Source organism: Streptomyces sp. NPDC059852, from assembly GCF_042731455.1.
Taxonomy (GTDB): domain Bacteria; phylum Actinomycetota; class Actinomycetes; order Streptomycetales; family Streptomycetaceae; genus Streptomyces.
In genome coordinates this window covers 195,210-221,139 of the sequence record NZ_JBHWJK010000007.1, presented here as the reverse complement: position 1 = coordinate 221,139, position 25,930 = coordinate 195,210, and the positions used below count along the sequence as shown (strand labels likewise).

The 25,930-nt window shown below is 71.1% G+C and carries 31 protein-coding genes and 2 pseudogenes; 20 read left to right on the top strand and 13 right to left on the bottom strand.

All coding sequences use genetic code 11. The features are described 5' to 3' along the window. Position 1: 1 nt before the first annotated feature. Complete coding sequence (locus ACFV46_RS12100; protein ID WP_361932719.1) at positions 2–1,003, top strand: DUF389 domain-containing protein; 1,002 nt, start codon at positions 2–4, stop codon at positions 1,001–1,003. Positions 1,004–1,077: 74 nt separating this feature from the next. Beyond that, entirely contained in the window at positions 1,078–1,206 is a 129-nt protein-coding gene (locus ACFV46_RS12095) for a hypothetical protein (protein WP_385497953.1), read from the top strand. A 40-nt stretch (positions 1,207–1,246) separates the two neighbouring features. On the opposite strand, the gene ACFV46_RS12090 is transcribed toward ACFV46_RS12095, so the two are convergent. Further along, on the bottom strand, positions 1,247–1,990 hold the full coding sequence (locus ACFV46_RS12090) for a metallophosphoesterase (RefSeq protein ID WP_385497952.1): 744 nt from the start codon (positions 1,988–1,990) through the stop codon (positions 1,247–1,249). A gap of 161 nt (positions 1,991–2,151) precedes the next feature. Here ACFV46_RS12090 and ACFV46_RS12085 point away from each other — a divergent pair, with 161 nt between their 5' ends. Further along, positions 2,152–2,769 carry a CGNR zinc finger domain-containing protein gene (locus tag ACFV46_RS12085; protein ID WP_385497951.1) on the top strand — a complete coding sequence of 206 codons (618 nt, stop codon included), beginning with the start codon at positions 2,152–2,154 and terminating at the stop codon, positions 2,767–2,769. 105 nt (positions 2,770–2,874) lie between these two features. Here ACFV46_RS12085 and ACFV46_RS12080 read toward each other — a convergent pair whose 3' ends face one another. Next, positions 2,875–3,621: a phosphotransferase family protein gene (locus ACFV46_RS12080; RefSeq protein ID WP_385497950.1), complete on the bottom strand. Its 747-nt coding sequence runs from the start codon at positions 3,619–3,621 to the stop codon at positions 2,875–2,877. A 106-nt stretch (positions 3,622–3,727) separates the two neighbouring features. Next, positions 3,728–4,645 (bottom strand): DUF6891 domain-containing protein, encoded by a 918-nt coding sequence (locus ACFV46_RS12075; RefSeq protein ID WP_385497949.1) that lies wholly within the window; start codon positions 4,643–4,645, stop codon positions 3,728–3,730. A 212-nt stretch (positions 4,646–4,857) separates the two neighbouring features. Between ACFV46_RS12075 and ACFV46_RS12070 the strand changes: the two genes are divergently transcribed. The 3 genes from ACFV46_RS12070 to ACFV46_RS12060 all read left to right on the top strand — a co-directional run bounded on the left by ACFV46_RS12070 (position 4,858) and on the right by ACFV46_RS12060 (position 7,104). Next, entirely contained in the window at positions 4,858–5,016 is a 159-nt protein-coding gene (locus ACFV46_RS12070; RefSeq protein WP_376728272.1) for a hypothetical protein, read from the top strand. 134 nt (positions 5,017–5,150) lie between these two features. Further along, complete coding sequence (locus ACFV46_RS12065) at positions 5,151–5,864, top strand: SDR family NAD(P)-dependent oxidoreductase (RefSeq protein ID WP_385497948.1); 714 nt, start codon at positions 5,151–5,153, stop codon at positions 5,862–5,864. A gap of 172 nt (positions 5,865–6,036) precedes the next feature. After that, on the top strand, positions 6,037–7,104 hold the full coding sequence (locus ACFV46_RS12060; RefSeq protein ID WP_385497947.1) for a GlxA family transcriptional regulator: 1,068 nt from the start codon (positions 6,037–6,039) through the stop codon (positions 7,102–7,104). On the opposite strand, the pseudogene ACFV46_RS12055 reads toward ACFV46_RS12060, so the two are convergent. From ACFV46_RS12055 to ACFV46_RS12040, 4 genes and pseudogenes are all read right to left on the bottom strand, one after another. Next, positions 7,100–7,996, bottom strand: a pseudogene (locus ACFV46_RS12055) (TDT family transporter); the annotation flags it as partial. The gene ACFV46_RS12060 and the pseudogene ACFV46_RS12055 sit on opposite strands and share 5 nt — an antisense overlap. Positions 7,997–8,197: 201 nt before the next feature. Beyond that, positions 8,198–8,770 carry a G/U mismatch-specific DNA glycosylase gene (gene mug, locus ACFV46_RS12050; protein WP_385497946.1) on the bottom strand — a complete coding sequence of 191 codons (573 nt, stop codon included), beginning with the start codon at positions 8,768–8,770 and terminating at the stop codon, positions 8,198–8,200. A 53-nt stretch (positions 8,771–8,823) separates the two neighbouring features. Beyond that, positions 8,824–9,489 carry an HAD family hydrolase gene (locus ACFV46_RS12045; RefSeq protein ID WP_376728276.1) on the bottom strand — a complete coding sequence of 222 codons (666 nt, stop codon included), beginning with the start codon at positions 9,487–9,489 and terminating at the stop codon, positions 8,824–8,826. Positions 9,490–9,578: 89 nt separating this feature from the next. Beyond that, a complete protein-coding gene (locus tag ACFV46_RS12040) occupies positions 9,579–9,761 on the bottom strand; it encodes a hypothetical protein (protein ID WP_385497945.1) in 183 nt (60 codons plus the stop codon). A 180-nt stretch (positions 9,762–9,941) separates the two neighbouring features. Between ACFV46_RS12040 and ACFV46_RS12035 the strand changes: the two are divergent. Then, positions 9,942–10,753: pseudogene (locus tag ACFV46_RS12035) on the top strand (alpha/beta fold hydrolase). A 26-nt stretch (positions 10,754–10,779) separates the two neighbouring features. Here ACFV46_RS12035 and ACFV46_RS12030 read toward each other — a convergent pair. Further along, positions 10,780–11,670, bottom strand: a complete 891-nt coding sequence (locus ACFV46_RS12030) for a winged helix-turn-helix domain-containing protein (RefSeq protein ID WP_385497944.1) — start codon at positions 11,668–11,670, stop codon at positions 10,780–10,782. A 347-nt stretch (positions 11,671–12,017) separates the two neighbouring features. Between ACFV46_RS12030 and ACFV46_RS12025 the strand changes: the two genes are divergently transcribed. Both ACFV46_RS12025 and ACFV46_RS12020 read left to right on the top strand, forming a co-directional pair. Continuing rightward, positions 12,018–12,392: a hypothetical protein gene (locus ACFV46_RS12025; RefSeq protein ID WP_385497943.1), complete on the top strand. Its 375-nt coding sequence runs from the start codon at positions 12,018–12,020 to the stop codon at positions 12,390–12,392. 17 nt (positions 12,393–12,409) lie between these two features. Further along, on the top strand, positions 12,410–12,796 hold the full coding sequence (locus ACFV46_RS12020) for a peptidase inhibitor family I36 protein (RefSeq protein ID WP_361932677.1): 387 nt from the start codon (positions 12,410–12,412) through the stop codon (positions 12,794–12,796). A gap of 217 nt (positions 12,797–13,013) precedes the next feature. On the opposite strand, the gene ACFV46_RS12015 is transcribed toward ACFV46_RS12020, so the two are convergent. Beyond that, on the bottom strand, positions 13,014–13,217 hold the full coding sequence (locus tag ACFV46_RS12015) for a hypothetical protein (protein WP_376728383.1): 204 nt from the start codon (positions 13,215–13,217) through the stop codon (positions 13,014–13,016). Position 13,218: 1 nt separating this feature from the next. Between ACFV46_RS12015 and ACFV46_RS12010 the strand changes: the two genes are divergently transcribed. After that, positions 13,219–13,431 carry a hypothetical protein gene (locus ACFV46_RS12010; RefSeq protein WP_385498044.1) on the top strand — a complete coding sequence of 71 codons (213 nt, stop codon included), beginning with the start codon at positions 13,219–13,221 and terminating at the stop codon, positions 13,429–13,431. Here the strand turns inward: ACFV46_RS12010 and ACFV46_RS12005 are convergent. After that, the gene (locus ACFV46_RS12005; protein WP_385498040.1) at positions 13,347–13,694 is read right to left on the bottom strand and encodes a DUF1931 family protein; all 348 of its coding nucleotides are present in this window, start codon (positions 13,692–13,694) and stop codon (positions 13,347–13,349) included. The two genes, ACFV46_RS12010 and ACFV46_RS12005, sit on opposite strands and share 85 nt — an antisense overlap. 103 nt (positions 13,695–13,797) lie before the next feature. On the opposite strand from ACFV46_RS12005, the gene ACFV46_RS12000 reads away from it, so the two are divergent. Both ACFV46_RS12000 and ACFV46_RS11995 read left to right on the top strand, forming a co-directional pair. Beyond that, positions 13,798–14,919, top strand: a complete 1,122-nt coding sequence (locus ACFV46_RS12000; RefSeq protein WP_385497942.1) for a hypothetical protein — start codon at positions 13,798–13,800, stop codon at positions 14,917–14,919. 143 nt (positions 14,920–15,062) lie between these two features. Beyond that, a complete protein-coding gene (locus tag ACFV46_RS11995; RefSeq protein WP_385498039.1) occupies positions 15,063–15,656 on the top strand; it encodes a YdeI family protein in 594 nt (197 codons plus the stop codon). A 16-nt stretch (positions 15,657–15,672) separates the two neighbouring features. On the opposite strand, the gene ACFV46_RS11990 is transcribed toward ACFV46_RS11995, so the two are convergent. Then, positions 15,673–16,065, bottom strand: a complete 393-nt coding sequence (locus tag ACFV46_RS11990) for a VOC family protein (protein ID WP_385497941.1) — start codon at positions 16,063–16,065, stop codon at positions 15,673–15,675. A gap of 65 nt (positions 16,066–16,130) precedes the next feature. Continuing rightward, positions 16,131–16,907 (bottom strand): maleylpyruvate isomerase family mycothiol-dependent enzyme, encoded by a 777-nt coding sequence (locus tag ACFV46_RS11985; RefSeq protein WP_385498038.1) that lies wholly within the window; start codon positions 16,905–16,907, stop codon positions 16,131–16,133. Positions 16,908–17,072: 165 nt separating this feature from the next. Between ACFV46_RS11985 and ACFV46_RS11980 the strand changes: the two genes are divergently transcribed. The 3 genes from ACFV46_RS11980 to ACFV46_RS11970 all read left to right on the top strand — a co-directional run bounded on the left by ACFV46_RS11980 (position 17,073) and on the right by ACFV46_RS11970 (position 19,480). Beyond that, on the top strand, positions 17,073–17,282 hold the full coding sequence (locus ACFV46_RS11980) for a DUF2945 domain-containing protein (protein WP_385497940.1): 210 nt from the start codon (positions 17,073–17,075) through the stop codon (positions 17,280–17,282). Between the two features lie 45 nt (positions 17,283–17,327). Continuing rightward, positions 17,328–17,855, top strand: a complete 528-nt coding sequence (locus ACFV46_RS11975) for a DUF488 family protein (RefSeq protein WP_376728283.1) — start codon at positions 17,328–17,330, stop codon at positions 17,853–17,855. Positions 17,856–17,962: 107 nt separating this feature from the next. Continuing rightward, positions 17,963–19,480, top strand: a complete 1,518-nt coding sequence (locus ACFV46_RS11970; protein WP_385497939.1) for an MFS transporter — start codon at positions 17,963–17,965, stop codon at positions 19,478–19,480. A 73-nt stretch (positions 19,481–19,553) separates the two neighbouring features. Here the strand turns inward: ACFV46_RS11970 and ACFV46_RS11965 are convergent, their stop codons facing one another. Further along, positions 19,554–20,132 (bottom strand): TetR/AcrR family transcriptional regulator, encoded by a 579-nt coding sequence (locus ACFV46_RS11965; RefSeq protein WP_385497938.1) that lies wholly within the window; start codon positions 20,130–20,132, stop codon positions 19,554–19,556. A gap of 91 nt (positions 20,133–20,223) precedes the next feature. On the opposite strand from ACFV46_RS11965, the gene ACFV46_RS11960 reads away from it, so the two are divergent. The 5 genes from ACFV46_RS11960 (at position 20,224) to ACFV46_RS11940 (ending at position 25,773) form a co-directional block, all read left to right on the top strand. Next, entirely contained in the window at positions 20,224–20,670 is a 447-nt protein-coding gene (locus ACFV46_RS11960; protein ID WP_385497937.1) for an anthrone oxygenase family protein, read from the top strand. A 119-nt stretch (positions 20,671–20,789) separates the two neighbouring features. Then, positions 20,790–21,851, top strand: a complete 1,062-nt coding sequence (locus ACFV46_RS11955; RefSeq protein ID WP_385497936.1) for a fatty acid desaturase family protein — start codon at positions 20,790–20,792, stop codon at positions 21,849–21,851. Positions 21,852–22,087: 236 nt separating this feature from the next. Beyond that, positions 22,088–23,224 (top strand): FAD-dependent oxidoreductase, encoded by a 1,137-nt coding sequence (locus ACFV46_RS11950; protein WP_385497935.1) that lies wholly within the window; start codon positions 22,088–22,090, stop codon positions 23,222–23,224. A gap of 81 nt (positions 23,225–23,305) precedes the next feature. Beyond that, positions 23,306–24,184: a PhzF family phenazine biosynthesis protein gene (locus tag ACFV46_RS11945; protein ID WP_385497934.1), complete on the top strand. Its 879-nt coding sequence runs from the start codon at positions 23,306–23,308 to the stop codon at positions 24,182–24,184. 155 nt (positions 24,185–24,339) lie between these two features. Continuing rightward, positions 24,340–25,773, top strand: a complete 1,434-nt coding sequence (locus ACFV46_RS11940; RefSeq protein ID WP_385497933.1) for a S28 family serine protease — start codon at positions 24,340–24,342, stop codon at positions 25,771–25,773. Positions 25,774–25,930: the final 157 nt, after the last annotated feature.

Sequence of the window (25,930 nt, the reverse complement as noted above, 5' to 3'; positions counted from 1 at the left end):
CATGCTCAGCAGCGCTCGTGCCCGTGTCCTGCCGGCCGCCCAGCGCCGGACGTTGGACGAACTGACCGAGGATCTGATTCTCGGCTCCGGCGACACCACGTCCAAGCGGTCGGCCTTCTGGACGATGCTGACGCTGGCGGCGGTCATCGCGGGCGCCGGCGTCCTCACGGACTCGACGGCCACCGTGATCGGCGCCATGATCATCGCGCCCCTGTCGACACCGATCATGGGCATCGCCCTCGGCTCGGTCCTGCGCCGCCGTACCGGCTCGGTCACCGTCGTCCTCCTCGGGGGCCTGCTCGCCGTCGCCCTGGGGATGGTCATGTCGCTGGCGCTGCCCGACCACTACGACCTGCTGTCCAACAGCCAGATCGCGTCCCGGACCTCGCCGGACCTGATGGACCTCGTCGCCGCCCTCGCCACCGGTCTGGCGGGCGCGATCGCCCTGGCCCGCCGGGACGTCGCCTCCGTGCTGCCCGGTGTCGCGATCGCCATCTCCCTCGTCCCGCCGCTGGTGGTGACGGGGGTGTGTCTGGGGAAGCTGTCGGGGTGGCTGGCACTGGGATCCCTGGCGCTGTTCGTGTCGAACCTCTTCGCCCTCGTCTTCGCCGGCATGGTCGTGTTCGCCTCGCTCGGATACGCCGCGGAGGCGGACAAGGCGGCCGGACGCCCCGCCGGCCGGACGTCGGCCGCCATGGCGCTGCTGTTCGCCGTCGTCTTCGTCCCGCTGGCGGCCAACACCGCCGCGACGCTGCTGCTCAACCTGTGGACCGGCCGCACCAAGGAGGTGGCGAGGGAGTGGCTGGCCTCCCAGCCGGGTGCGTCCGTCACCAGCGTGGACGCGAACTCCCGCACCCTGTACGTGCATGTCCGTACGCCGGGGGAACTCCCCCCGGTGAAGTCCCTGATGGACCGGCTGGACGGCCGGATTCCCCAAGGCATCCCGATCGTGGTGGACGAGACGCGGGGACAGCGCATCGATGCCGGAAAGGTGGGCGGTTGAACGACCCCTCGCCATCCTCCTCACGCAGCCTCGACCAGGCGCCTGTCGCGTGCCGCACCTCCGACAGCTCGGCTGTGGCGAGTGCGGCGTATCTCGCCGTCACCTTGCGCCGGCGCATCAGCCGTCGCATGGCGGAAGGGCTCCAGCTCGGTATGGCTCTGGAGGGCCTCACCGCTGCCGACCTCACCCACCAGCAGCAGTGACACCGCTCGTCCGGCCGCCGGGGAGCCACTGCGGACGTGGTCAGAGCACCACGCGGTAGTGGGTGGTCAGGCGCCGATCGTCATCCAGGACGTGGAAGGCCAGGGCCGGCGGCTGGTCCCGGTCGGCCGGGCGGTCGCCCTCCCAGGGCATGCGGAGCGTCCAGGTGATGGCGGGGCCGACGATCAGGGGGCGGTTCGCGAAGGTGGAGGCGGCTGCCGTGTGGGCGTGTCCGGTCAGGACGGCGACCACCTGCGGGTGTGCCTCCAGCAGCGCGGCCAGTTGCTCGGGCTGTTCGAGTCTGCCGGAGTCGGGCAGGGGGTGGTGGAGTTCGACGGGCGGCTGGTGGAAGGCGATGAGCGCCGGGGTGTCGGCGGGCAGCGCGCTGAGCTCGGTGTCGATCCAGCCCAGCGTCTCGGCGTCGAGTCTCCCCTCGTCCCGGCCGGCGATGGTGGAGTCGCACATCAGGATGGCGGTCCCGGCGATGTGGTGGACGCGGTTGATCGGGCCCTCGTCCGGGGCCTCTCCGAGCAGGGCCTTGCGGTAGGCCGGGCGCACGTCGTGGTTGCCGGGACAGGTGAGCACCGGGAAGGGCACTGCCAGGAGACGGGCTGCCTCCTCGTACTCGGCTTCCGCGCCGTGATCGGCGATGTCCCCGGTCACCAGGAGCGCGTCCACGGGCTGCGGCAGGTTCCGCAGGTGGTCCATGACGCGGCCGGCGCGTTCGGTGGCCCTCTCACTGCCGTCCAGATGCAGGTCGCTGATCTGGGCAAGCAACACCGTCATTCCCCGTCCTCTCCCCCGACGGCACCCGGCCGCCGTGCACGCCGAGGTGTGCGGTCACCCGCCTCACCGTCTAACGGAAACTCTCGCCTTTTCCGTTAGAGACCCTAGAGTGTGCCGGACAGTGTGATCAAGTGGTCGGCGATCGGAGGGAGGAGGTGCTCATGGAGCGCTGGCTGGCGCTGGAACTGGTGAGCACGATCCGCCACGACGGGGACGGCGGTGTCACCGACGACCTCGCCACGGTACGAGGGGTGGACCGCTGGCTGGAGGCGCAGGCCGACCTGCTGGCCGACCATGTCGCGGTTGGGGAGTTGGCAGCCGACGACGATCTCAGGAGGGGGATCGTCGAAGTACGGAAGGCGATCCGGGCCCTCTTCGCCCGTGCGGTCGGTCCCGCTCCGCCCAGTACGGCGGACGCCGGGCAAGTGATGCCGGCCGAACGGGCCTTGGCCTACGTCAACACCGTCGCCGCTCGCGAAGCGGTCGTCCCGCAGATGGACTGGCCGTCCGACGGTGATCCCGTGGTGCGTCTGGTGTCCGCCGAGGGTGATCCGGCGGTGCGCCTGCTGGCGGCGCTGGCCCGCGCCGCCGTCGACTTCCTGAGCGGGCCGCAGCGCACTCGCCTGCGGGCCTGTTCCGCGCCCCGCTGCGTGCGCTACTTCGTCAAGAGCCACGGACGCCAGGAGTGGTGCAAGCCGTCCTGCGGGAACCGCGCCCGCGCGGCGCGTCACTACCAACGCCAACGCCTCGCCACCGACGGCGGTCCTGCCTCGCCCTGAACCCGCTTCCGAAGCGCGTGGGGAATGCGTGGAAGTTGATGAGTCACCTGCCGCTTTGGCTACTACGGCGCCGACGGTCGGCCTGCCGGTATCGGCTCGGCGATCTCACATCCTCGCCCTGAGCACGTCGATCTCGCAGCCCGGCGCCGCCGCGTCGAAGCCGTGCTCGGTCAGCCAGCGCACCGCCAGCAGGCTCCGCAACGACCACCACGCTCGGATCACGTCCCGATCGACGTCGGTGCCGTAGCCGGTGAGGACGTCGTCCAGGTGCTCCTCGTGTCCGAGTGTGAAGGTGGCGAGGTCGTACAGGGCATCGCCCCGGCCCGCCTCGGACCAGTCGATGATGCCCGTGACCTCGTCGCCCTCGACGAAGACATGCGCGATCTGCAGGTCGCCGTGCGTGAAGGCCGGGGCCCACGGGCGCAGTGCGGCCTCGGCGACGTGGCGGTTGCGAGTGACCAGGTCGGCGGGCAGGACGCCGTTCGCCACGAGTAGTTCGCACTCGGCGTCGAGCTCCGCCGACAAGGCGGCGATGCTCCGTCCGGCCCGGCCCGGCCGAGGTGGCAGGGGTGCCTCGTGCAGCTGCCGGATGGCGGCGCCCGCAGCAGCCCAGGCCGCCGGTGACCCGGTCGACGGGCCGCCAAGGCGCCCGAGCGTCGTCCCCCGGACCGCGGCCGTCGCGAGCACGGGCGGCTCACGCCACAGGACCTCCGGCGTCGGCACCGGCGCGAGGGACATCGCCTCGACCTCGGCGTCGAGACGCGCCGGATCGGCGTCCACCTTCAGGAACACCTCGCCGACCCGCAACGTCGCCCGTTCGGAATGGGCCACGACGACTTCGACCTCATCCATGGGCGCCCAGTATCCCGGAGCCGATCGCCGACGTCGCCGGGTTTGTCACCTGCGTCGAGGCAGCGGCAGCGGGTGCGGTACCGCACTCCGGTGACGGCACCGGCAGCTATCCGACCAGCCGACGACGCCAATCCAGCGGCGTGACGGTGATGGCGCGGCCAGGGTCGCCGTCCCATTCCGTGGGGAGGCCCACCGCTTCGAGGGCGGCCACGACCTCGGCTCCTATCGCCGCCGTGGTCCTGGACGAGCCGTCGAAGCCGCCGTAGTACAGCGCCAGTCCGTGACCGGACGCGGCGGAATCCGTGGACTGCGAGTGGAAGAACACGTAGCCGCGGGCGTCGGGTCCGCCCTCGGCTCCGATCTCGGACTCGCCGCAGTTGCGGCAGCAGGAGAAGTTCTCGCGGGCGGTGACACCGACCTCTTGCAGCGCTGTGAAGGCACGGCTGAGCCGTTCGGGGTCGGTCTCGCCCTTCCATGTGGCCTGTTCCGCGACGCGCTCCAGCCACAGCCGGTCGGCCAACGCGATCGCCTGCTCGTGCGAGACGGGGCGGCGGTCGGCGGTGACCAGGTAGTCCTCGGCGAGCTCGGCCAGTTCGGCCCGCGTGGCATAGCCGCCGGCCAGCACCTCGCGCACGCGCTGCTCCAACTCCCCGCGCTCGTCGTCGGTCAGGTCGAGCGGCGGGACTTCCTTCACCGGTCCCATGTCCAGCCGCGACCACGTCAGGTCCTCGTCCCACCCGGCCGTCCGGCGCGCCCAGCCGGTCAGTACCGCGCCGACCGCCTCGGCCGTGTCCGTCGAAGCCTGGAAGTGCCGGTCGCCGGAGCCGTCGCGATGCTCCACCGTGTAGGCGCCGCCGGATCGGTGCCAGACCTGGGCGAAGACGTCGGGCAGGTCGGGTATCCGCTGGATGATCAGGAACCGGTCACCCTCATCACCGATGCGCCGGACCAGTCCGTCCAGCTCATCCGCCGACACGCGTACGTGCCGCTCCCAGTTCTCCGTCTCCACCGTGATCTCGAGCATGCCCAGACTCTGACACACGCCACTGACAACGGACTTCAGCGCCTGGGCAACCCGTGGTTCTCGCTGCGCGTCAGAGACTTCGACGTCTCCGGCTCGTCCGACGAGATGACGGCGCGCTGATGAACGGCCGCCACTCCCCCGCCGGACCGCCGCGGCCGAAGCAGGACGCCACGGCTCCCAGCACCGCCCGGGACGACGCGAGGACCGGCCGTGTGAGGAAGGTGGCCCTGTGGGCCTTCCTCGCGCTGTGCGTCGTCTTCATCGCCTGGGTGGCGTGGGGCTTCCTGCAGTTCGACCATGACATCGACAACCCCCGTGAGGGCGGCTTCTCCGGCTGGCAGTGCGACGCCGGGAAGGACTGCGGGGCCTGACCGCGGCCGGGTACGGACGCCCGTCGGGGCGCGCGCTCCGCGGTCCGGCGTCAGTATGGAGAGGGCGCGTCCGACCTCCCAGTGAGCGGGGTGCGACCGAATCGAGGGGGTGATCGAGAGCGAGGCAGCCGGTCATGCATTCTCCTGACGCCAAGGTCGCTGTGATCACCGGTGCGTCGCAGGGCATCGGGGCGGGCCTGGTCGACGCCTTTCGCGCGCTCGGGCACCGGGTCGTCGCGACCTCCCGTTCCATCGATCCCTCCGACGACGCGGACGTACTCACCGTCCGGGGCGACATCGCGGACCCGGCCACGGCCGAACACGTCTGTGCCGCCGCGATGGAACGGTTCGGCCGCGTCGACACCCTGGTGAACAACGCCGGCCTGTTCATAGGCAAACCGTTCACGGAGTACTCCCAGGAGGACTACGAGGCGATCGTCGGCGTCAACCTGACCGGCTTCTTCCGGATCACCCAGCTCGCCGTCGAGCAGATGCTCCGGCAGGGCGGTGGACACATCGTCCAGATCACCACCAGCCTGGTCGACCACCCCCGCTCCACCGAGCCCTCGGTCCTCGCCTCCCTGACCAAGGGTGGCCTCCAGGCTGCCGGCCGGTCACTCGCCATCGAGTTCGCGGCGCACGGCATCCGCAGCAACGCGGTCGCGCTGGGCATCATCAGCACACCCATGCACGAGGGTGATGACGACGCGGACCTCGCGCTGAGGCATCCGCTCCGACGGATGGGCGAGGTGAGGGACGTCGTCGAGGCCGTCACGTATCTCGAGACGGCGTCCTTCGTGACCGGTGTGACGCTGCCCGTCGACGGCGGCCGCAGCGCCGGTGACTGACCCACCCGTCCCCTGCCGATCCCTTGAGAGCCTGCGCCTCCCAGCAGGGAGCGAGCAGGTCGTGGCGCGTCCCCGGGCCGCGGACGAGCCTGGGGGGCGGCGAGGCACCGGGCGCGCGCGTCGTGCCCCTGGACCGTCCGTGGTGCCCGCCCGCTCCGACCGGAGGCACCTGGTGAACGGCACCCGTCCCCGTCGCCGGACGGACCCGGTGTCCGTCACGCTGCTCGTCTTTCCCGGCGTCCGGCTCCTCGACGTGACCGGTCCTGTCGAGGTGTTCACCTCGGCCAACGACTTCGGGGCGCACTACCACGTGCGGATCGTGGCCCTGGAGGGGACGGACGTGACCACCTCGGCCGGCACCCGCATCAGTGTGGACGGGCGCGTCGACGAGGTCCGTGGCCCCTGCGACGTGCTGGTGGTTCCAGGAGGCCCGCAGTGGGAGACTCTGGTCGAGGACGGCGCCCTGCTGGACGCGGTCCGCCGTCTGAGCGGGGCCGCTGAGCGTACGGCCTCCGTCTGCTCGGGGGCCTTCCTGCTGGCCGCTGCCGGACTCCTCAACGGCCGCCGCGCCACGACGCATTGGCGCTTCGCACGCCGTCTGGCCCGGCGTTTCCCGTCCGTGCGGGTCCAACCGGACGCCCTCTTCGTACGGGACGGCAGGATGATGACCTCGGCCGGTGTGAGCGCCGGGATCGATCTGTCCCTGGCGCTCGTGGAGGAGCACTACGGCGGTGAAGTGGCACGGGCGGTCGCCAAAGACCTGGTCGTCTTCATGCAACGGCCTGGAGGACAGTCCCAGTTCAGCGTCCGCTCCCCTCTTCCTTCCGCGCCCCATGGCGTGCTGCGCGGGATCCTCGACGCGGTGGTGGCGGACCCGGGCGCCGACCACACCCTGCCGGCCATGGCGCGCCGGGCCGGAGTCAGCGTCCGCCATCTGGCACGGCTCTTCCGCGAGGAGGCGGACACGACGCCGGCCCGCTACGTCGAGCGCGTCCGGGTGGAAGCCGCCCAGGTGCTCCTCGAGACCGGTGACGACTGCATGGCGGTCGTGGCACGCCGCACGGGGTTCGGGTCGGCGGAGTCCCTGCGCCGCGCGTTCGTACGGCAGCTGGGCGTCACACCGGGCGCCTTCCGCTCCCGCTTCCGGACGACGAGTGCAGAGCGTGCAGCAGGGAGCGGCCCGCCACCACCGCCCAGGACAGAACCAGCACCATGTAGAGCGCCATCGTCGTCCAGCTGAGCGGCGTGGACCCGGTGCGCGCGGCGAGGGTGGCGGTGGCCGTCACGCAGGCGCCCATCGGGAAGATGAACGACCACCAGGTGGGCGCGAACGGCAGTCCCGCCCGGATCGTCCGTACCGTCAGGCCCACGGCGAGGGCCAGCCACAGCATGGCGAAGCCCCACACCGCGATGCCGCCCAGCAGCGCCAGCACCTCGGTCCCGCGCGCATAGGGCGCCGGAAGGGCGGAGGGCGCCACCGAGGCCAGGGCGCCGAGTGCGGTCACGGACTGTGCCAGCGCGCCCAGGCCGATCCACACGGTCGGCACCGTGGCCCCTGAGGGCACGTCGTGGTGGACGAGGCGGCTGTAGATCATGGCCAGGATCAGCAGCGTCGCGACCAGGCCGAGTCCCAGCATCGCGTAGCAGCCCAGGATCAGGGTGAGCCGCGCCTGCCCGGCCGGCGCGTGCGGCACCAGGAACGCGCCCGTCGCCGCGGCGACCATCGGCGGCACGACCGGCATCAGCCAGCCTCCGAACGCCGCCTCCGGGGAGAAGCGGTGCCGCGTGACCATCAGGTACGGCACCGTGCACGCCGTGGCCAGGCCCAGTGCGGCCCCGGTCAGCCACAGGGCCCAGTCCATGGCCACCGCCGCGTCCGGCCCGATGACGTCTTCGCCCAGCAGAAGGGCGCCGGCGCCGACCGTGAGGAGCGCCATGGGCGGTGCGCCGAAGAACTGCGCCGTCACGGGGTCGGCGGCGTGGGCACGGATCACCCCCTGCCGGAGGTAGCGCGCGGCCAGGACGAGCAGAAGACACCCGGCGCCGACCCAGATCACCGTGGCGGCCGTGCGCAGTCCGGGAACGATCCATGGCAGGCTCACCGCCGCGTTGGCGACGATGCCCGTGCCCATGACCGCCGCGAACCAGGAGGGGCCGAGGAGCGGACGCGCCGAGCGACCGGGCGTGGGAGGCGGGGAGGGAGGGGCCTTCAGGGAGAGATCCATGATCCGGACCCTAGGTTCGGGCGGGACCGGGTCGGCGATCGTGTCCGGATGCGAGGGTCCCCGGGCACGAACCGAGCGTCGGGCCGTCGATCGGCGCGGGCCCTCAGGTCAGGTGGGCCGTTGCTCGAAGGGGCCGTCGCCGGTCAGGCCCGAGCGGTCGGGCAGACCGGTGGCGACGCGGAGCTTGGCGAACTCCACGGCGAGCGCGGACGGCGGGTAGTGCGCGTTGAGCCCACTGGGGTTCGGCAGCACCCACACGCGCGCACCCCCGATGGACGCCGCCTGGGCACCCACGCCCGCGTCGCGCGCCCCGAAGGCCGCCCGGTACCCGGTGACCCCCAGGAACGCGAGCCATGAGGGGCGCAGGGTGTTCATACGCCGGACCAGGTCCTCGCCGCCCTGCCGGAACTCGTCCGGCGTGAGCTCCGCCGCCCGGGCCGTCGGCCTGCGCACGATGCTCGTGATGCCCAGACCGAGCCCCAGCAGGTCGCGTTCCTCCTCGGGCCGGAACCGGTGCGGTGTGAAACCCGAGCGGTGCAGGGCCGGCCACATCCTGTTGCCGGGCGTCGAGAAGCTGTGTCCCCGCAGCGCCGACGCCAGCCCCGGGTTGATCCCGACGAAGACGACGTCCAGGCGCTCGGCGACGACGTCGGGCAAGGCCGGGTGCGGGTGGCTGCTCATGGTGGTCCAGTGTGCATCCGTCGGCGGTGACGGATTCCCGGCGTCGGCCCGCCTCAGGCGAGGGGCGTGTCGTCCAGTGCCTTCGCCAGGTCACCGGGGGTGTCGTACAGGGCGATGGCGCCCGCGTTCCGCAGCTCGTCGTCCCCGAAGCCGCCGGAGCGGACCACGATCGCCGGCATCCCCGCCCGCTTCGCCGCCTCGACGTCCCACACCGAGTCGCCGATCATCACACTCGACGCGTCGGACGGCGCACCCAGCTTCTCGAGAGCCACGTGCAGCAGGTCCGGCGCGGGCTTGGAGGCTTCGGCGTCGGCGCTGCTGGTCCAGTCGTCGGCGATGTCGCGGGCGTCCAGCTTGTCGAGGAAGGCGTCCACGTGCCGCTCCTTGCCGGAGCTGGCGAGCACCAGCCGGTGACCGCGTTCCTTGATGGCCAGGAGCAGGTCACGGGCGCCCGGCAGCGGCGCCATCTCGTCGAGCAGCGCGTCGACCTCACGTCCCTGCTGCTCCCGGGCCCGGTCGCCCACCCGGCGCTCCAGGTCCTCGCCTCCCAGGGCGGTGACCAGCTGGTCCCCTCCCATGCCGATCAGGCGGTGCAGCTTCCACACCGGCCAGATCTCGCCCACCGAGCGCAGGGCCCGGTACCACGCGAGCGCGTGGTGGTAGTTGGAGTCGATCAGCGTGCCGTCGACATCGAGGACGGCGATGGGGGATTTCGTCACGCGCACCGGCTACCCATCGACGCACTGCTCACACGGGCTTCACGCCCGCCTCCGTCCGGGGCGGCGGGGTGCCTCTCGGGGTGCCTCTTCTACGTGTGCGTCTCATCGGCGAGGCCCCGTCGGACCCCGGCGCCCTGGTCCTCGACCAGTCCCGCCTTGTCGGGCAGGTCCAGGACGGCGCCGCAGTGGGCGCACAGCTCACCTTCGCCGGCGGGCGTGCCGCACGCCTTGCAGTAGCGGTTCGGCCGGTCGTTCTCCGTCGTGCCTGTCATGACTCTCCGGTGTCGGTGGACAGTGATGGTTGCGGGAGTACCCAGGGGGCCGACAGGGAATCCCGCCGGCGTGCGCGCGGCCCGCAGCGCAGCGGGGTCGCACGGTCGCCCCCCCGGCGCGGGCGTCCGAGCGGGCTGCGGCATGATCGGATCAGGTCCGGGTCAGCCGATCGTCTGGGGATGGGGGCCGGGGTGGCATGGTCGGAACGGGCAGTGGAGCGGGACGGCGTCCGGCTCGTGTGCCGGGACTGGGGCGGGTCCGGACAGCCGGTGGTGCTGCTGCACGGCTTGGCAGGCCATGCCGGGGAATGGGACGCGCTGGCGCAGCGCCTGAGTCCCCGGTTCCGGGTCGTCGCGGTCGACCAGCGCGGGCACGGCGCCGGCGAACGCCACCCGCGGGACGTGTCGCGCGCGGCCTACGTCGCCGATGTCGCCGCCGTCGTCGAGCGGCTGGCGCTGGAGCGGCCCGGCTGGTGGGCCAGTCGCTGGGCGGGCACACGGCCATGCTCACCGCCGCCGCACACCCCGAACTGGTCCGTGGGCTCGTGCTCGTGGAGTCCGGTGCCGGCGGTCCGAGTCCGGACACCCCCGCGACCATCGGCTCGTGGCTCGACTCATGGCCGACGCCGTTCCCGTCGCGCGAGGCGGCGGTCGCGTTCCTCGGGGGCGGGCCGGTCGGCGCGGGCTGGGCGGCCGGGCTCGAGGAACGCGAGGACGGGTGGTGGCCCCGCTTCGACCGGGACGTCATGGTCGGCTCGCTGGCGGAGAACGCCCAGCGGTCCTTCTGGTCCGAGTGGGAGCGGGTCATGTGCCCGACTCTGCTCGTGCTGGCGCAGTCCAGTTTCCTCCCGGAGCGGGAGGCCGAGGAGATGCTGCGGCGGCGGCCCGCCACCCGAGCCCTGTGCGTTCCCGGCACCCACCACGACCTGCACCTCGAACAGCCCGGCGTCCTGCACACCGTGCTGCTCGACTTCCTGGGCGGCCTCGCCTGACGTGCCCGACACCCACGGCGCGGCGCTCACTGCCGGCCGCAGCCGTTCGCCGTCAGGAGACTGGCCCCCAGCGGGGTGAGGACGTGCAGCACGGTGTTGCGGTCGCGGACGGAGGCGGCCAGTCCGGCTTCCCGCAGGATTCCGACGTGTTCGCTGGCCGTCGCGGGCGTCACCCCCACCCGCCGGGCCACCTCGCTCGTCGTACATCCGTCCTCCAGCGCCCGCAGGACGACGGCCCTGCCGTGGCCGAGCAGCCTGGCGAGCGTGCGGGGCTCCGTGCCCGGCTGCTGAGGCGGCCACCAGCGGTACGAGCGGGCCACCGGGTAGACCAGCACGGGCGGCAGGGCCGGGTCGGTCAAGGTGATCGGCGCCTGCCAGCAGAACACGGACGGCACCAGGAGCAGCCCTCTGCCGTCGAGGCGCAGATCGCGGTCGAACGGGTACGTCGTCTCCAGCACCGGTGGACGCCAGCGTATCGAGGGCCCCAGACCTGACAGCAGGGCGTCGACGCCTCCGCGCAGCAAGTCCCGTGCGCGGACCGCCCGGTCGGCCTCGACCTGTGCCCGGACGGCGGACCAGTGCGGGGCGAGGGCCGCGTGGAAGTAGCCGTGGAGTGCCTTGCCGAGGAACTCCAGCGCCGCGGGCTCACCGTCGGCCAGCGGGCGCAGCCATCTCGGTGGCCTGGCGAGCACGGACATCTCCTGGCCCAGCCGTCGGCGTGGCGTCGACAGAACGGCCTCGATGCCTTCCGTCAGCCCTTCCGAGGCCTCCGGGGGGTTGAGGAAGTCGGGGAAGCTGCCCCGGGGCGGAGCGAGCGCCCGGACGAGGTGCAGGTGGTGGCGGGGCAGCCGGCGCAGCGCGGTACGGGCGTCCGCACGCCATAGGTCGAATACGGCCCGTCCCTGACGTGTTGCCAAAAGGTTTACGCTCAGTACGAGTTCCCACAAAGGGTCGGGCGCGTCGGCGACTCGGGTGCGGAGCAGATCTTCTCGCGTGAAATGGACTCGGAGCACGGAATTCCATCACAGTCAGTCGCGTGTTCAACTGGAAAAATCAGCACGGGACAGAAGCAATGGTCCCGTGGCGCCGGTGACCGCGATATCACCTTTCACGCCAACCGGTCCTCTGCGCACCCCTGTCCGGGCATACCAGCAGGCTTTTTCGGCAGCCGCCGAATCACCTGGCCGTGGCCGGCACCGACCGGCAGCCTGAAGGGCGTACGCGACCATGCTTGTCGCACTGTCGTTCAAGGGGGAAGCACCACATGCGCACACGTGCTGCCATCGGGGCGGCGGCTGCCGCCGCTTTCGCCACCGTGCTGGTCAACGCGCCCGGCGCGGCGGCCGAGGCCGATCCACCGGGCTGCGGGAAGGAATACTTCTGCGCCTACAGCGGGGAGAACCAGACCGGTCAACTCGTGCTGAAAATCAGGGGAAACTGGAGCGGAAGCGTGGCCTTCCGCTCCGCGTTCAACAACGGGGTGCGTTTCCCGGGTGCGGACCACGTCGACGTGACGTACACCGTCGACGGCGGAACCGAAACCGCGTGCCTGCACTACAACCCCGGTCCGGGCGCCTACAAGGCGAACGCGGTGCCGGGCACCCGTGTCGTCAAGGTCGTTTGGCGCGGCGAGTGCTGACGGAAAGGGGACTCACCGTGCTGACCGGAAAGCGACTCACCGCACTGGGCGCCGGAGCCGTGGCGGCCGCCTTGGCCGGGGTTCTCGCCGTCGCCCCGTCGGCGTCGGCCGAGCCCAATCCCGCCGGGTGCGGGAAGGGCTACTTCTGCGCCTACAGCGGCGCCAACCAGTCCGGCCGGCTCGTCCTCAAGGTCGCCGGCAACTGGTCCGGGAACCTGGCCGTCGGCTCCATCTTCAACAACGGGGTCGCCTACCCGGGCGCCGACCACGTCGACGTGACGTCGTATCTCGGCGGTCAGCCGTCGACGGACTGCTTCCACTACAACCCGGGCCCGGGCCGGTACAAGGCGAACGCCGAGGCGGGGCTCACCATCACGCGGGTCGTATGGAGGGGTGAGTGCTGAGCCCTTGAACCGACCCGTTGACACACGCCGCCGACCGGTGCGAGGTCCCACCGGTCGGCGGCGTGCTGCCGGTGCATCCACCTGCGGAAGGTGTGAGGGATATCCGCAGGTAGGGTGACGGCATGTACATGAGGGGGCAGCGGCCCAGGTCCATCGCGGTGTCGGCGACGATCGTCGTGAGCCTTTCAATTCTGTCGGCGGGATGCGCCGAGGGAAGTCACACCGCGCGCACCTCCAGCACCGCCTCGCCGGGCAAGGCCACGGCGACGACGGAGCCGAGCGCCGACAGCAGCGCCAGTACGCCCGCCTCGCAGCCGCCCTCCTCCCCTTCCACCGAGGCCACGGAGCCGTCGCCGGAGCCGCTGAAGGACGGATCGGCGGTTCTCGTGAGCTGCGCGAGCCCGTCGGACCCGCGCGCCACCGTGAAGATCACGAATCCGAACCGGCGCGACGGCGTCTTCACGGTGAAGATCGCCTTCCTGGACGCCCAGGGCTTCAAGATGGTCGAGACCAGGGACGGGGTGTCGGTGCCCGCGAAGGAGACGACCACCTACCGGGTACGCGTCACCACCGCGGGGGCCGTGGACAGGATCGATCGCTGCGTGGTCGAACCGCGGGCCGCGGCCGCTGGATGACCACCAGCCACCCGCCGTTGGTTTCCCCACCCGGATCCGCGCGAGGGCGAGGCCGAGTCCGCCGGTGATCCCGGATAGGCCGCCTCGGTGTCGTCGTCGGGCGTGCGGTCGAGGGCGGGCTGGATGGCGAGCTGTTCGAGGATCGGCTTGAGCTCCAGCTCCTCGTCGATCGCCCGGAGACGATGGATGCTCTCCCGCCCGTGGCCGGGGCGGCTCCCAGCCCTCTGTCGTCCAGCCGGCGCCGACGGAGCGCGCAGACGCATGAGCTGTCGGGCCCGACCGACCTTCACGTGGCGACGACATGGTTCGGGGGGCATCCTGTGGAGACTTGCGATCGCGGGGGCAGCAGACGAGAAGGGTCCAGCCATGCCGAAGTCGTCGCAGGACGTCACCGTCGTGGCTCTCCTGGCCGATCCGGACGCGCCGACGGAGATCGCTCAGCGTATGGCCCGGAGACTTCCCGATCGGCTCGCCCGAAAGGCGGGCAAGGGGCGACGGTTCGAAGTCGAGGTGGTCAGTGAGCCGATCGCCGCGGGGACCGAGGACCCACCCATCGTGATGCAGCGGGTCATGGAACGTGCCGGCACGGAGAACTGGGACATCGTCATAGCCCTCACCGACCTTCTGCTGCACTCGCACGGACGCAAACTCGTCGTGGATCTGAGCCACGAACACGGCCTGGCGTTGCTGTCCCTTCCCTCGCTGGGGGGCTGGCGGCTGCAGAAGCGGGCGCAGAGGGCCGTGGAGGAGGCCGTGCTCAGCCTGGCGCTGGCGCGGACCGCCGAGGCCGAGGGGGAACAGGGAGGTGCAGCGCGGGAGCGACTCCTCGACGATCTTGCCGCGCCGATCAGTCCGGACACCGTGGACGAGGACGAGACCGCCGATCTCCGGATCATCACCAGCGGGCCGCGCGGCTACCTGAGGCTGCTCGCCGGCATGGTCCGGGCCAACCGGCCGTGGCGCCTGGTGCCCGGCTTGTCCAAGGCCCTGGCGGCCGCGCTGGCCACGGGAGCGATCGCCACCGTGAACGCCACCGTCTGGAGCCTGGCCGCGGCCCTGAGCACGCCGCGTCTGGTGTTCGCCATGGTCGGGTCCGTCGCACTCATGATCGGCTGGCTGATCGTGGACGCACACCTGTGGCATCGAACAGCGGAGATGTCGCCGGAGGCGCGGAAGAGGGCAGCCTTGTACAACGCCTCGACGGTCCTGACCGTGGGGATCGGCGTGCTCGTCTGCTATCTGGGATTGCTGGTCATCAACCTTCTGTGGGCGCTTTTCATCATCAACGACCGGGTGTTCTCCGCCATGACCCGAACCCCGCTTCATGCCGCCGAGTACTGGACGCTGTCCTGGTTCGTCGCTTCGGTCGCCACGGTGGGCGGTGCGCTGGGATCAGGTCTGGAGAGTGACGAGGCGATCCGGGCGGCCGCCTACTCCAAGCGTGAGCAGATGCGTCTTCGCAGTCTTCGGAACGACCAGGACGACTAGCCGCCTGGGATCAACAGTGCTGCATCCAGACGTTCGGCTCCTGATGGAGCCCCGGAGGCTGTCGCACGGCACTGACACCCACCCGGTCGGCGCATGCCGGTCGCTGTCGTGGATCCAGGAACTGCTTCGTGACTGTCAGTCCGGTGTGGTTCGCTGCTGGGGTGACTCAGGAATTGGAGATCGTCGCGTTCGAATCCGCTGAGGCGTTCCAGGCGTGGCTCGGGGAGAACCACGCCGTATCGCCCGGCATCTGGCTCAAGCTGCGGAAGAAGAGCCCCGGAGTCGTCGCGCTGGACTACGCGCAGGCGCTCGACGTGGCCCTCTGCTACGGCTGGATCGACGGGCAGAAGGCCGGGCTCGACGACCAGTGGTGGCTCCAGCGGTTCACGCCGCGCACGGCGCGCAGCAGGTGGTCCAAGGTCAACCGGGAGAAGGCGACCGCCCTGATCGAGCAGGGCAGGATGCAGCCGGCGGGGCAGGCCGAGGTGGACCGGGCCAAGGCGGACGGCCGTTGGGACGCGGCGTACGACAGCCCCAGGACCGCCACGGTGCCGGACGACCTCGTCGCGGCCCTGGCCGCCGAACCGGCCGCGGCGGAGTTCTTCGAGACCCTGGACCGGCAGAACCGCTACGCGATCCTGTACCGCGTCCAGGACGCCAAGAGGCCGGAGACCCGGGCCCGCCGGATCGAGAAGTTCGTGGCGATGCTGGCGAAGGGCGAGAAGCTGCACCCCTGACGTGTGCGCTGGAGCGTCAGGAGGTCTCCTTGTGGACGGCTTCGATGTTGTTGCCGTCCGGGTCGCTGACGAACGCGCAGTAGGCGCGGTACTCGCTCCACGAGCGGGGCGCGTGCCGGGAGGTGCCTCCGGCCGCCAGCGCGGCCGCGTGGAAGGCGTCCACCGCGTCCCGGGTGGCCGCCGTGAACGCGATGTGCGCTCCCCTGGTGACGGCAGCTTCGTTCTCCGCCCGTTCCAGGGACAACGACGGCGTGTCGTGCTCCGGACTCCAGTACTCGGCGACGCCGTCGGCCCGGTGGCCGACGGCGATCCCCAGCACGTCCAGCACGGCGGTGTAGAACCGTTCGCCGGCCTCGAAGTCCGAGGCGAACAGCCCGAGATGGTGGACGAAGGACGCCGTTGTCTCCATGACGTCCAAGCCTACGGATCAGCGCCGGCTTGCGCCGCGCGGCAGGCGGTGTGTTCCCTCGCGCTCTACTCCTCCGGCTCCCAGGCGCGGAGCAGGTCCAGCAGGCCCGCGTCTCCGGCGAGTTGGAGGGAGGCGGCCGGGATGCGGTCGTAGAGGGAGAGGATCAGTTCACTGGCCGTTCCCGTGACGGAGAGGCCGGGGGCGGCCTCCGTGGCGTCGGCGGGCAGGCGGGTGGCTCGCGCCCCGTCTCCGTCGAGCGTGAGGCGCCAGGAGAGGCCCTCGGTCGCGTGGAAGTCGATCGTGGTGGGCTTGTGCGGCCAGGCGGCCGGTGTCGCGACGCAGGTGGACAGGAACTCGTCGACGCCGTCGAGCGTCACCTCGTCCGGCAGCGGCTTCGGGACACCCAGGGCGACCTGGACGTCGTAGGTGTGCACCGTGGTCTCCTGGACCCGGTGCCGGGCGACGCCCCCAGCGGTCCGCGGCGACTGCGACGCCCCCCACCACGTCCAGCAACCGCGTTCCGGGCCCGCATCCCCCAGCGCGTTCAGCAGCATCCGTGTCGACTCGGCCAGCCAGGCCAGCAGCGTCTCACGCTCTCGCGGCGCCTCCAGGGCGGCGCGCGCGGCGACGGCCTCGGCCGGTGGCGCGTCGGCGGGCCCGGCGGCGACGACGGCGGCCCAGAAGCGGTCGCCGCCGCCCAGGTGCTGCACCAGATCGAACAGCGTCCACTCCGGGCAGGTGGGCACCCGCACGTCGAGGCTGGGCGCGGAAGCGACCACGGCCCGGAAGGCGGTGGACCGTTCGTCGATCAGGCGCCGCAGGTCGGAGAACTCGAGTGTCATGATCACACCGGCTGTCTATCACCGGGGAACGGACGACGGACACCGGTTTTTCCCACGGTTGGACGCCGTGGCCCGGGGCACCCGGCGCCGCGTGACGCGGCTGAGCCCGGCCGGGAGTGGGTCGGGGCACGGAGCGGGTGCCGCGCCGGGAGAAGGGAGATCACGATGGCTGCCCAGTTCCACGTCGGTCAGCGGGTGCGGTGGAACTCCGAGGCGGGACATGTCGAAGGCGTCATCGTCAAAAAGCACACGCGCGACGTGGAGTACAAGGGGCACACCCGGCGCTGCTCGGAAGAGGATCCGCAGTACGAGATCAAGAGCGACAAGACCGGTCATGTCGCCATGCACAAGGGGGGCGCCCTGACGAAGCTGTAGGGAGCAGGGGTTTCCCCGGAGCGGCTTGGGTGGCGAGGCAGGGCGATGACGGACCGCGTGTACACGATCGGGCACTCGACCCGCGGCTTCGACGACGTCGTCGGCATGCTGCGCGGCAACGGCGTCACGTGTCTGGTCGACGTCCGGTCGTTCCCCTCGTCCCGGAAGCATCCGCAGTGGAACCAGGCCGCCGTCGTCGAGGCCCTGCCGCCGGACATCGGCTATCGGTGGATCCGTGAGCTGGGCGGGCGCCGGCACACGCCGGCGGGGGTGCCGAGTCCGAACGGAGCCTGGCGGGTCAAGGCCTTCCGTGACTACGCCGACCACATGAGCACGCCCGCGTTCGCCGAAGGGCTCGGCGAGCTGCTGGAGCTGGCGGCGCACGAGCGGCCCGCGATCATGTGCAGCGAGGCGGTGCCGTGGCGGTGTCATCGGCGGCTGATCACGGACGCGCTGATCGTCGCCGGTGTGGAGGTCGTGCACATCATGTCGGCCACGTCGACCGCACCGGCGACGCTGAGTCCTCACGCCCAGGTCGTCGACGGCTCGCTGATCTATCCCCCGCCCCGCTGAATGCGCGGGCGTTCGCCGCGTGGCCCATTTGCAGGCGGGCGGGTGTGCACGCCGTACGTCCGGGGAACCGGGGACCTGTTCGGCCGGGCGGTGCGAGAGGACTCCATGTGACAGCGTCGGCGTCAGAGGCGGGCGACCGGGACTCCGGTGGCCGGACGGACGGGCAGCAGCCGGACCCACGCCGGTGGCGGGCGCTGTGGGTCACCCTGGTGGCGGGCTTCATGAGCCTGCTGGACGTCACGATCGTGGCGGTGGCCCTGCCCACCGTGCAGCGCGACCTGGGCGCCTCCCCCGCGCAGGTGCAATGGGTGGTGTCGGGATACACCCTCACGTTCGCCCTCGCCCTGGTCACCGCCGGACGGCTCGGCGACGCCCTGGACCGGCGCCGTATCTTCCTGACGGCGTTGTGCGGCTTCGTCCTCTTCAGCGCGGCCTGCGGTGCCGCGCCCGACATCACGCTCCTGGTGGTGGCCCGTCTCGCCCAGGGGCTGGCGGCCGGATTCATGGCGCCCCAGAACTCCGCGCTCATCCAGCAGATGTTCCGCGGCGCCGAACGCGGGCGTGCCTTCGGCTACTTCGGGGCGACCGTCGGTATCTCGTCCGCGTCCGGCCCGCTGATCGGCGGGACGATCCTCGCGCTGGCGGACGGCCCGCAGGGATGGCGATGGATCTTCTACGTCAACGTCCCCATCGGCATCCTCGCCGTCCTCCTCGGGCGGCGTCTGCTGCCCCGGACCCGGCGTTCCGGGCGGGGGCACGTGGATCTGCCCGGGGTACTGCTCCTGGGGCTGGGTGTCCTGGCCCTCATGTATCCGCTGGTCCAGGCGGAGGCCGGCGGGCTGGGCCGCCTGTGGTGGCTGTTCCTCGTCGGCGCCGCGATCCTCGTTGTGTTCGTGCGCTGGCAGTACCGTCTCGTCGCCAGAGGGACCAGGCCGCTGCTCGATCCGCGGCTGTTCACGACGGTGCGCGGCTACGCCGTGGGCGCCGGTGTCGGCACGCTGTACTTCATCGGGTTCAGCGGCGTCTGGCTCGTCTTCGCGCTGTTCTACCAGGACGGGCGGCACTTCTCGCCCTTGGAGTCCGGGCTCGCCGTGACCCCGTTCGCGCTCGGCTCGGCCGGGGCCGCGGTGATCGCGGGGCGGTTGGTGGACCGGTTCGGCCGGCTGCTGACCGTGTGCGGGCTCGCGGGGGTGATCTGCGGACTCGGCGGGGCGGCGCTGCTGCTGCGGTTCGCGCCCCTCGATATCGCGCCCTGGCTCGCCGCGCCCGTGCTGTTCCTCGGTGGCATCGCAGGAGGGTTCGTGGTGTCGCCGAACATCACGATGACGCTGCGGGACGTGCCCGTGCACATGGCCGGCGCGGCCGGAGGAGCGCTGCAGACGGGGCAGCGACTCGGCGCCGCGGTGGGTACCGCCGCCCTGCCCGGCCTGTTCTACATGGTGCTCGGCGACGGCGACGACTACCAGAACGCCCTCGTCGTCGCCCTGGGCACCGGCATCGTCGGCATGCTGGCCTCGCTGGCCCTGGCCACGTCCGACTGGGTACGCGACCGGCGCGCGCGGGCCCCGCACCGGAAGTGTCCGGAGGAGGTCGCGAACAGTCCCGTGCATTCCCGGCAGAGCTGAACCGCGCCGGCGCCCGGTCGGCCGGTCTGCCCGTCGGCCGGTCAGCCGGTCAGCCGGGCTGGCGGGCTGGCGCTCAGATCACCGCGAGGCGGTCCACCAGCAGCTCGATCCTGCGTTCGGTGTCCTCAGGGGGGAGGCGTCGCGCCCGGGTCAGGGTGGCGAGTCCGTGCAGGGACGCCCAGAACGTCTCCGTGAACAGCCCCGGGTGGACACCGTCACCGGCCACCTCGCCCAAGGTCTCCAGCAGGGCGGCGAAGGCGTCCTTGAGTTCTCCCGGGGTGTCCTCCTGGGCGAACGCGAGGCCGCCGTCGAGGTCGAACAAGGCGTCGTAGACGGCCGGGTTGCGTTCGGCGAAGTCCAGGTAGGCGCGGGCGAGCGCGGCGACCCGCTCACGCGGGCCGTCCAGGCCGGCAACGGCGGCCCGCACCGCCACGGCCATCTCGGCGGCCCCCTCCCGGGCGACCGCGCCGATGATCTCGCGCTTGCCGCGGAAGTGGCTGTAGAGCACGGGCTGGCTGTACTCGATGCGCTCGGCGAGCCGGCGGGTGGTGACCGCGTCCCAACCCTGCTCCTCGGCGAGTTCCCGGGCCGTGGCGACGATGAGGCGCTCGCGCTGTGCCCGCTCGCGTTCCTTGCGTTCCTTGACCGACATGGTGCGATCCTAGCACCGCTAGACAATCGAGCGTGAGCAGAGTTAGCGTTGACCCGTCAGCTAGCAACGCTAGGCACAAGGAGGGGTCGTCATGCTCGATGTCCTGGAAGTCGTCACCACCGTGATCGTCGGACTGATGGTCGGGGTGGAGTTCGCGGTCGCCTTCGTCATGAACCGGATCTTCAGCGCCCTGCCCGAGGACAGCGACCAGCTCGCCCGCGCCCACGGCGGCCGGATGCTCGGCGCGCTCATGCCGTTCTGGTACATCGGCTCCCTGCTGCTCACGGCACTGTGGGCCGCGGTCGCATGGAACGAGGACGGCACCGCCCTCCTCGTCGTCGCCGGCGCGCTGCTCGTCGTCAGCATCGTCATGTCGGTCCTGCTGCTCGTCCCGATCAACAACCGCGGCAAGACATGGACGCCCGAGAACCGCCCGGAGGACTGGAAGGAGCAGATGAACCGCTGGGACCGCTACCACTACGTCCGTGTCGCCGTCATCATCGCCGCCTTCACCCTGCTGGTCACCGCCCTCACCTGAAGCCAGGGGCGAGGAAGCGACCCCGGGGTTTCCACACCCTCATGCTGGTGCTAGCCCCTCCCCCGCCTGGGGGGCGGCCGCCATTCCGCGGCCGGTGCACGGTTCAGATACTTGCCGTCATGACGTATCCCACGGTTCTTCCGGCAGGCCCGCCCGCGCAACGCGGACAAGACGAACGGCGCGATGGAAGCGACTACTCCGAATTGTCCCGCCGGATCACCGCGGCCGGTCTCCTCCGGCGTCGTCCGCTGTATTACACGGTGCGTTTTGGTGCGGTGGCACTTGCTCTCGCCTGGTCGATCGTCGCCTTTTTCACGCTGGGAGACAGCTGGGGGCAAATGCTCGTGGCGGTCGCCCTGGCCGTGGTCTTCGGCCAGCTCGGGCTGGCCGCCCACGATCTCGCCCACCGGCAGGTGTTCTCCCGCCGGCGGCCCAGCGAGGTGGGCGGCCTCCTGGTCGCCGACCTGCTGCTCGGCATGAGCTACGGGTGGTGGATGAACAAGCACACCCGGCACCACGCGAATCCCAACCACGAGGGCAAGGATCCCGACGTGTCACCGGACATCCTCGTCTGGTCGCGTCGCCAGGCCCGTAAGGCGAAGGGCCTCCCGCGTTTCGTCGGCAAGCATCAGGCGGCGCTGTTCTTTCCCCTGCTGACCCTGGAAGGGCTGAATCTCAGCTTCAACAGTTTCCCGGCTCTGGGAAGCCGTTCGGTGAAACGTCCCGCGCTCGAGGGAACGCTGCTCGTGCTGCATTTCGGGCTGTATTTCGGTGCCCTGTTCTCCGTCCTTTCGCCGGGCAAGGCGCTGGTGTTCATCGCCGTCCACCAGGGGCTGTTCGGCATCTACCTCGGGTCGGTGTTCGCACCGAACCACAAAGGGATGCCGATGATCGAGGAGGGCACCCGGCTGGACTTCCTGCGCCGCCAGGTCCTCACCTCACGCAACGTCCGCGGCGGCGCCCTGGTCGACGCCTTCATGGGCGGGCTGAACTACCAGATCGAGCACCACCTGTTCCCGAGCATGCCCACCCCGGCCCTCGGCCGCGCCCAGGCCATCACCGAGCGGTACTGCGCCGAGCTGGGCATCCCGTACCACCAGACCGGTCTGATCGACTCGCACCGGGAGGCGCTGCGCCACCTCAGGAGCGTCGGCGAACCGCTTCGCGCCGCGCGGGACTGACACGGGGAGCACCTTCTTACGCCGGCCCGGCGCCTGACCGGGCCGGCGTTCGGCGTTCGGCGTTCGGCGTTCGGCGTTCGGCGTTCGGCGTTCGGCGAGGGCGGGTCGGCGGGCCTCGATCCAGCAAGCCAACACCCGTAGGCCAACACCTGTTGACTTTGCCGCCGCCAGGGCACACCATGGCAACAGGCGATGGCCAACAAGCGTTGGCATCCTCGACGGAGCAGGAGACTCTCATGAACCAGCCCGCACTCCCCTCCCGCACCCGCGTCGCGATCATCGGCGCCGGACCCACCGGGCTGGCGCTGGCGATCACCCTCGCCCAGGCCGGCGTCGATTTCGTCCTGGTGGACCGGCAGGCGGAAGGGGCGAACACCTCCCGTGCCGCGGTGGTGCACGCCCGCACCCTCGAGGTCCTCGACGAACTCGGCGCCTCGGCCGAACTGCTGCGCCGCGGGATCAAGCTCACCCGCTTCTCCGTCCGCGACGGCGCACGCGCCCGCGCCCTGATGACGATCCCGTTCGACGGCCTGCCCACGCCGCACCCGTACACGCTGATGATCCCGCAGAACGAGACCGAGGACGTCCTGCTCACCCGGCTGCGGGCGCTGGGCGCCGACACCTCCCGGCCCTACGAGGCGGCGTCCGTGGTCCAGGACGACTCCGGGGTCACCGTCACGATGACGAGCGGGGAAACCGTACGGGCCGACTACGCCGTCGGTGCGGACGGCATGCACAGCATGGTGCGCGAAGCGGCCGGCATCGGCTTCACCGGAAGCGCCTACGCCGAGTCCTTCGTCCTCGCCGACGTGGACATGCGCTGGGCGCCGGGCCCGCGCGAGGTGTCCCTGAACTTCCACAGCGCGGGTCTGATCGTCGTCGCCCCGCTGCCCGGTGACCGCTACCGCATCGTCGCCACCGTGGACGACGCCCCCCACACCGCCGACCTGGCCTTCCTGCAGCGGATGCTGGACGAGCGCGTCCCCGGGCAGGCCACCGCCCACGAGGTCCACTGGTCCTCCCGCTTCCGGATCCACCACCGGGTCGCCGACTCCTACCGGGCGGGCCGGCTCTTCCTGGCCGGCGACGCGGCGCACGTGCACAGCCCGGCCGGAGGCCAGGGTATGAACACGGGCATCCAGGACGGCTACGCCCTCGGCCGGGCCCTGGCCTCGGGAACCCTCGACGCGTACGAGGCCACCCGCCGGCCCGTCGCCGAACAGGTGGTCGCGCTCGCCGACCGTATGACGCGCCTGGCCACCACGCACCACCCCGCCGCCCGCGGTGTCCGCAACACCGCCCTGCGGGTGCTCGGCCACACCCCGTTCCGGACCAAGCTCGCCACGGAACTCGCCGAGCTGAACTACCGCTGAAGCGGCACCTACGACGCCCAGGATGGCCGTCAGGCGCACCCGCCCCTCCCTCTCCCCATCCCCCCGAAGGTCCGGCCGAGCATGCGATTCCTCCACGTCAACGTCTTCAGCGACGTCCCCTACGGCGGCAACGGCCTCGCCGTCTTCCCCGACGCCACCGGCCTCGACCCCGATCAGATGCTCCGCATCACCCAGGAACTGCACCACTTCGAGTCGGTCTTCCTCTTCCCGTCGGACGCGGGCGCCGGTCCCCGTATCCGGGCGCGCGTCTTCGATCTGTCCGAGGAACTCGACTTCGCGGGCCACCCGGTGATCGGCGCTGCCGCCGTGCTGCACCGCCTCGCCGGCATGGGCCGCCCGGCGGACTGGACGCTGGAGCTGAAGGCCCGCACGGTGCGGGTGAGGGTGCGCCAGTACGGCAGGTCGTACGAGGGCGTCCTGGACCAGGGGGCGGCGTCGTTCCTGGGGCAGCCGGACATCGAGGGACTGGCCTCGTGGTTCGATCTGGAACCGCGGGACCTGCACCCCGACCTGCCGCCGCAGGTGGTGTCGACGGGGCTCCGCTATCTCATCGTCCCCGTGCGGCCGGGGGTACTGGACAGGGCCCGCATCCGCTTCGATCTGACGGAGCCCCTCCATCAGGTGGGCGCGCAGTTCGCCTATCTGCTCGACGCCGACGAGCTCGAAGGCCGACACTGGAACAACGACGGCATCCTGGAAGACGTCGCCACGGGCAGCGCGGCCGGCTGCGTCGCCGCCTATCTGCGCCGGCACGAGCGGCTCGCCGCCGAGGAGACCGTGACACTGCGTCAGGGCCGCCACCTGGGCCGCCCCAGTTCGATGATCATCGGCACCTACGACATCGCCCCAGATCGCCACGGGGTCAGAGTGGGCGGCCACGTGAGCCTCGTCGCGGAGGGCCACCTGACGGAGCTGCCACGAGGAACGCCGCCGAGGTGACCACTTCGACCCGGACCGCATACGCGAGGCGGGCTTCGCCACACTATCGACCCTCGAACCCCTCCCCTCACACAGGGTTTTCCCTATGTCCCCTGGCGTGGCGGGGAGTTGGTCGAGTAGCTTCCGGCGCACATCTGTCTCACAGGGGAGTGCGCATGCGCAAGGCGCTCAGATGGCTGCTGGCGCTCACGGTGCTCATAGGCACAGTGAGTTCGGCCGGGGCGGCCACCGCCGCCGGGCCGGAGGCCACCGGCACCACTGACATCAAGGAGAGACTGCTCTCGATCCCGGGCATGAGCCTGATCGAGGAGAAGCCGTACACCGGGTACCGCTTCTTCGTCCTCAACTACACCCAGCCCGTCGACCACCGCAGGCCCTCCAAGGGGACGTTCCAGCAGCGGATCACCGTGCTGCACAAGGACACCGCGCGGCCGACCGTGTTCTACACCGGCGGCTACAGCGTCTCCACGACGCCGCGGCGCGCCGAGCCGACGCAGATCGTGGACGGCAACCAGGTCTCCATGGAGTACCGCTTCTTCACGCCGTCCCGGCCCGAGCCGGCCGACTGGTCGAAGCTGGACATCTGGCAGGCGGCCAGCGACCAGCACCGCATCTTCACGGCACTGAAGAAGATCTACAGCGAGAACTGGATCTCCACGGGCGGTTCGAAGGGCGGCATGACCGCCACCTACTACGAGCGCTTCTACCCCAAGGACATGGACGGCGTCGTCGCCTACGTCGCCCCCAACGACGTGGTGAACAAGGAGGATTCGGCCTACGACCGCTTCTTCCGCACCGTCGGCACCAAGGAGTGCCGCGACAGGCTGAACGGCGTGCAGCGCGAGGCGCTGGTGCGCCGGACCCCGCTGGAGAAGAAGTACGCCGCGTACGCCGCCGAGAACGGCTACACGTTCGACACCATCGGCAGCCTGGACCGCGCCTACGAGGCGGTCGTCCTGGACTACGTCTGGGGCTTCTGGCAGTACAGCACCCTCGCCGACTGCGCGGACATCCCGGCCGACGCCAAGAACGCCACCGACGACGCGATCTGGACCTCCGTCGACACGATCTCCGGCTTCTCGGCCTACACGGACCAGGGCCTGACCCCGTACACGCCGTACTATTACCAGGCCGGTACGCAGCTTGGCGCGCCGACCATCGACTTCCCGCACATCGAGAAGAAGTACATCCGCTACGGCTACCAGCCGCCGCGCAACTTCGTGCCGCGCTCCATTCCCATGAAGTTCGAGCCGTCGGCCATGCGGGACGTCGACACCTGGGTCCGGCACAACGCCCGGCACATGCTGTTCGTGTACGGCGAGAACGACCCGTGGGGCGCCGAGCGGTTCCGCGTCGGCAAGAAGGCGCGTGACGCGTACGTGTTCACCGCGCCCGGCATGAACCACGGCGCGAACGTCGCCGGTCTGGTCGAGAAGGAGAAGGCGCTGGCCACGGCCCGCATCCTCGACTGGGCGGACGTCGCACCGACCGCGGTGCGGGAGAACCCGGCGGCGGCGAAGCCGCTGGCGAAGTTCGACGCCAAGCTGGACAAGCGGGACGTCGAGCGGCAGCGGACGCTGCGTCCGTAGGCGAGCACGGCAGCGGTCGTTCACACGAGGGCCGTGGTCCGGGGTGCGAGAGCCCCCGTCCCCCGCCCTCGGCAAGTGCGGGCCGGGGGCCGACGCGCTTGGCCAGCGGGGGGTGACGGTGGGCGGGCGGGCCCGGGTGGGCACTCGGGCGGAGACC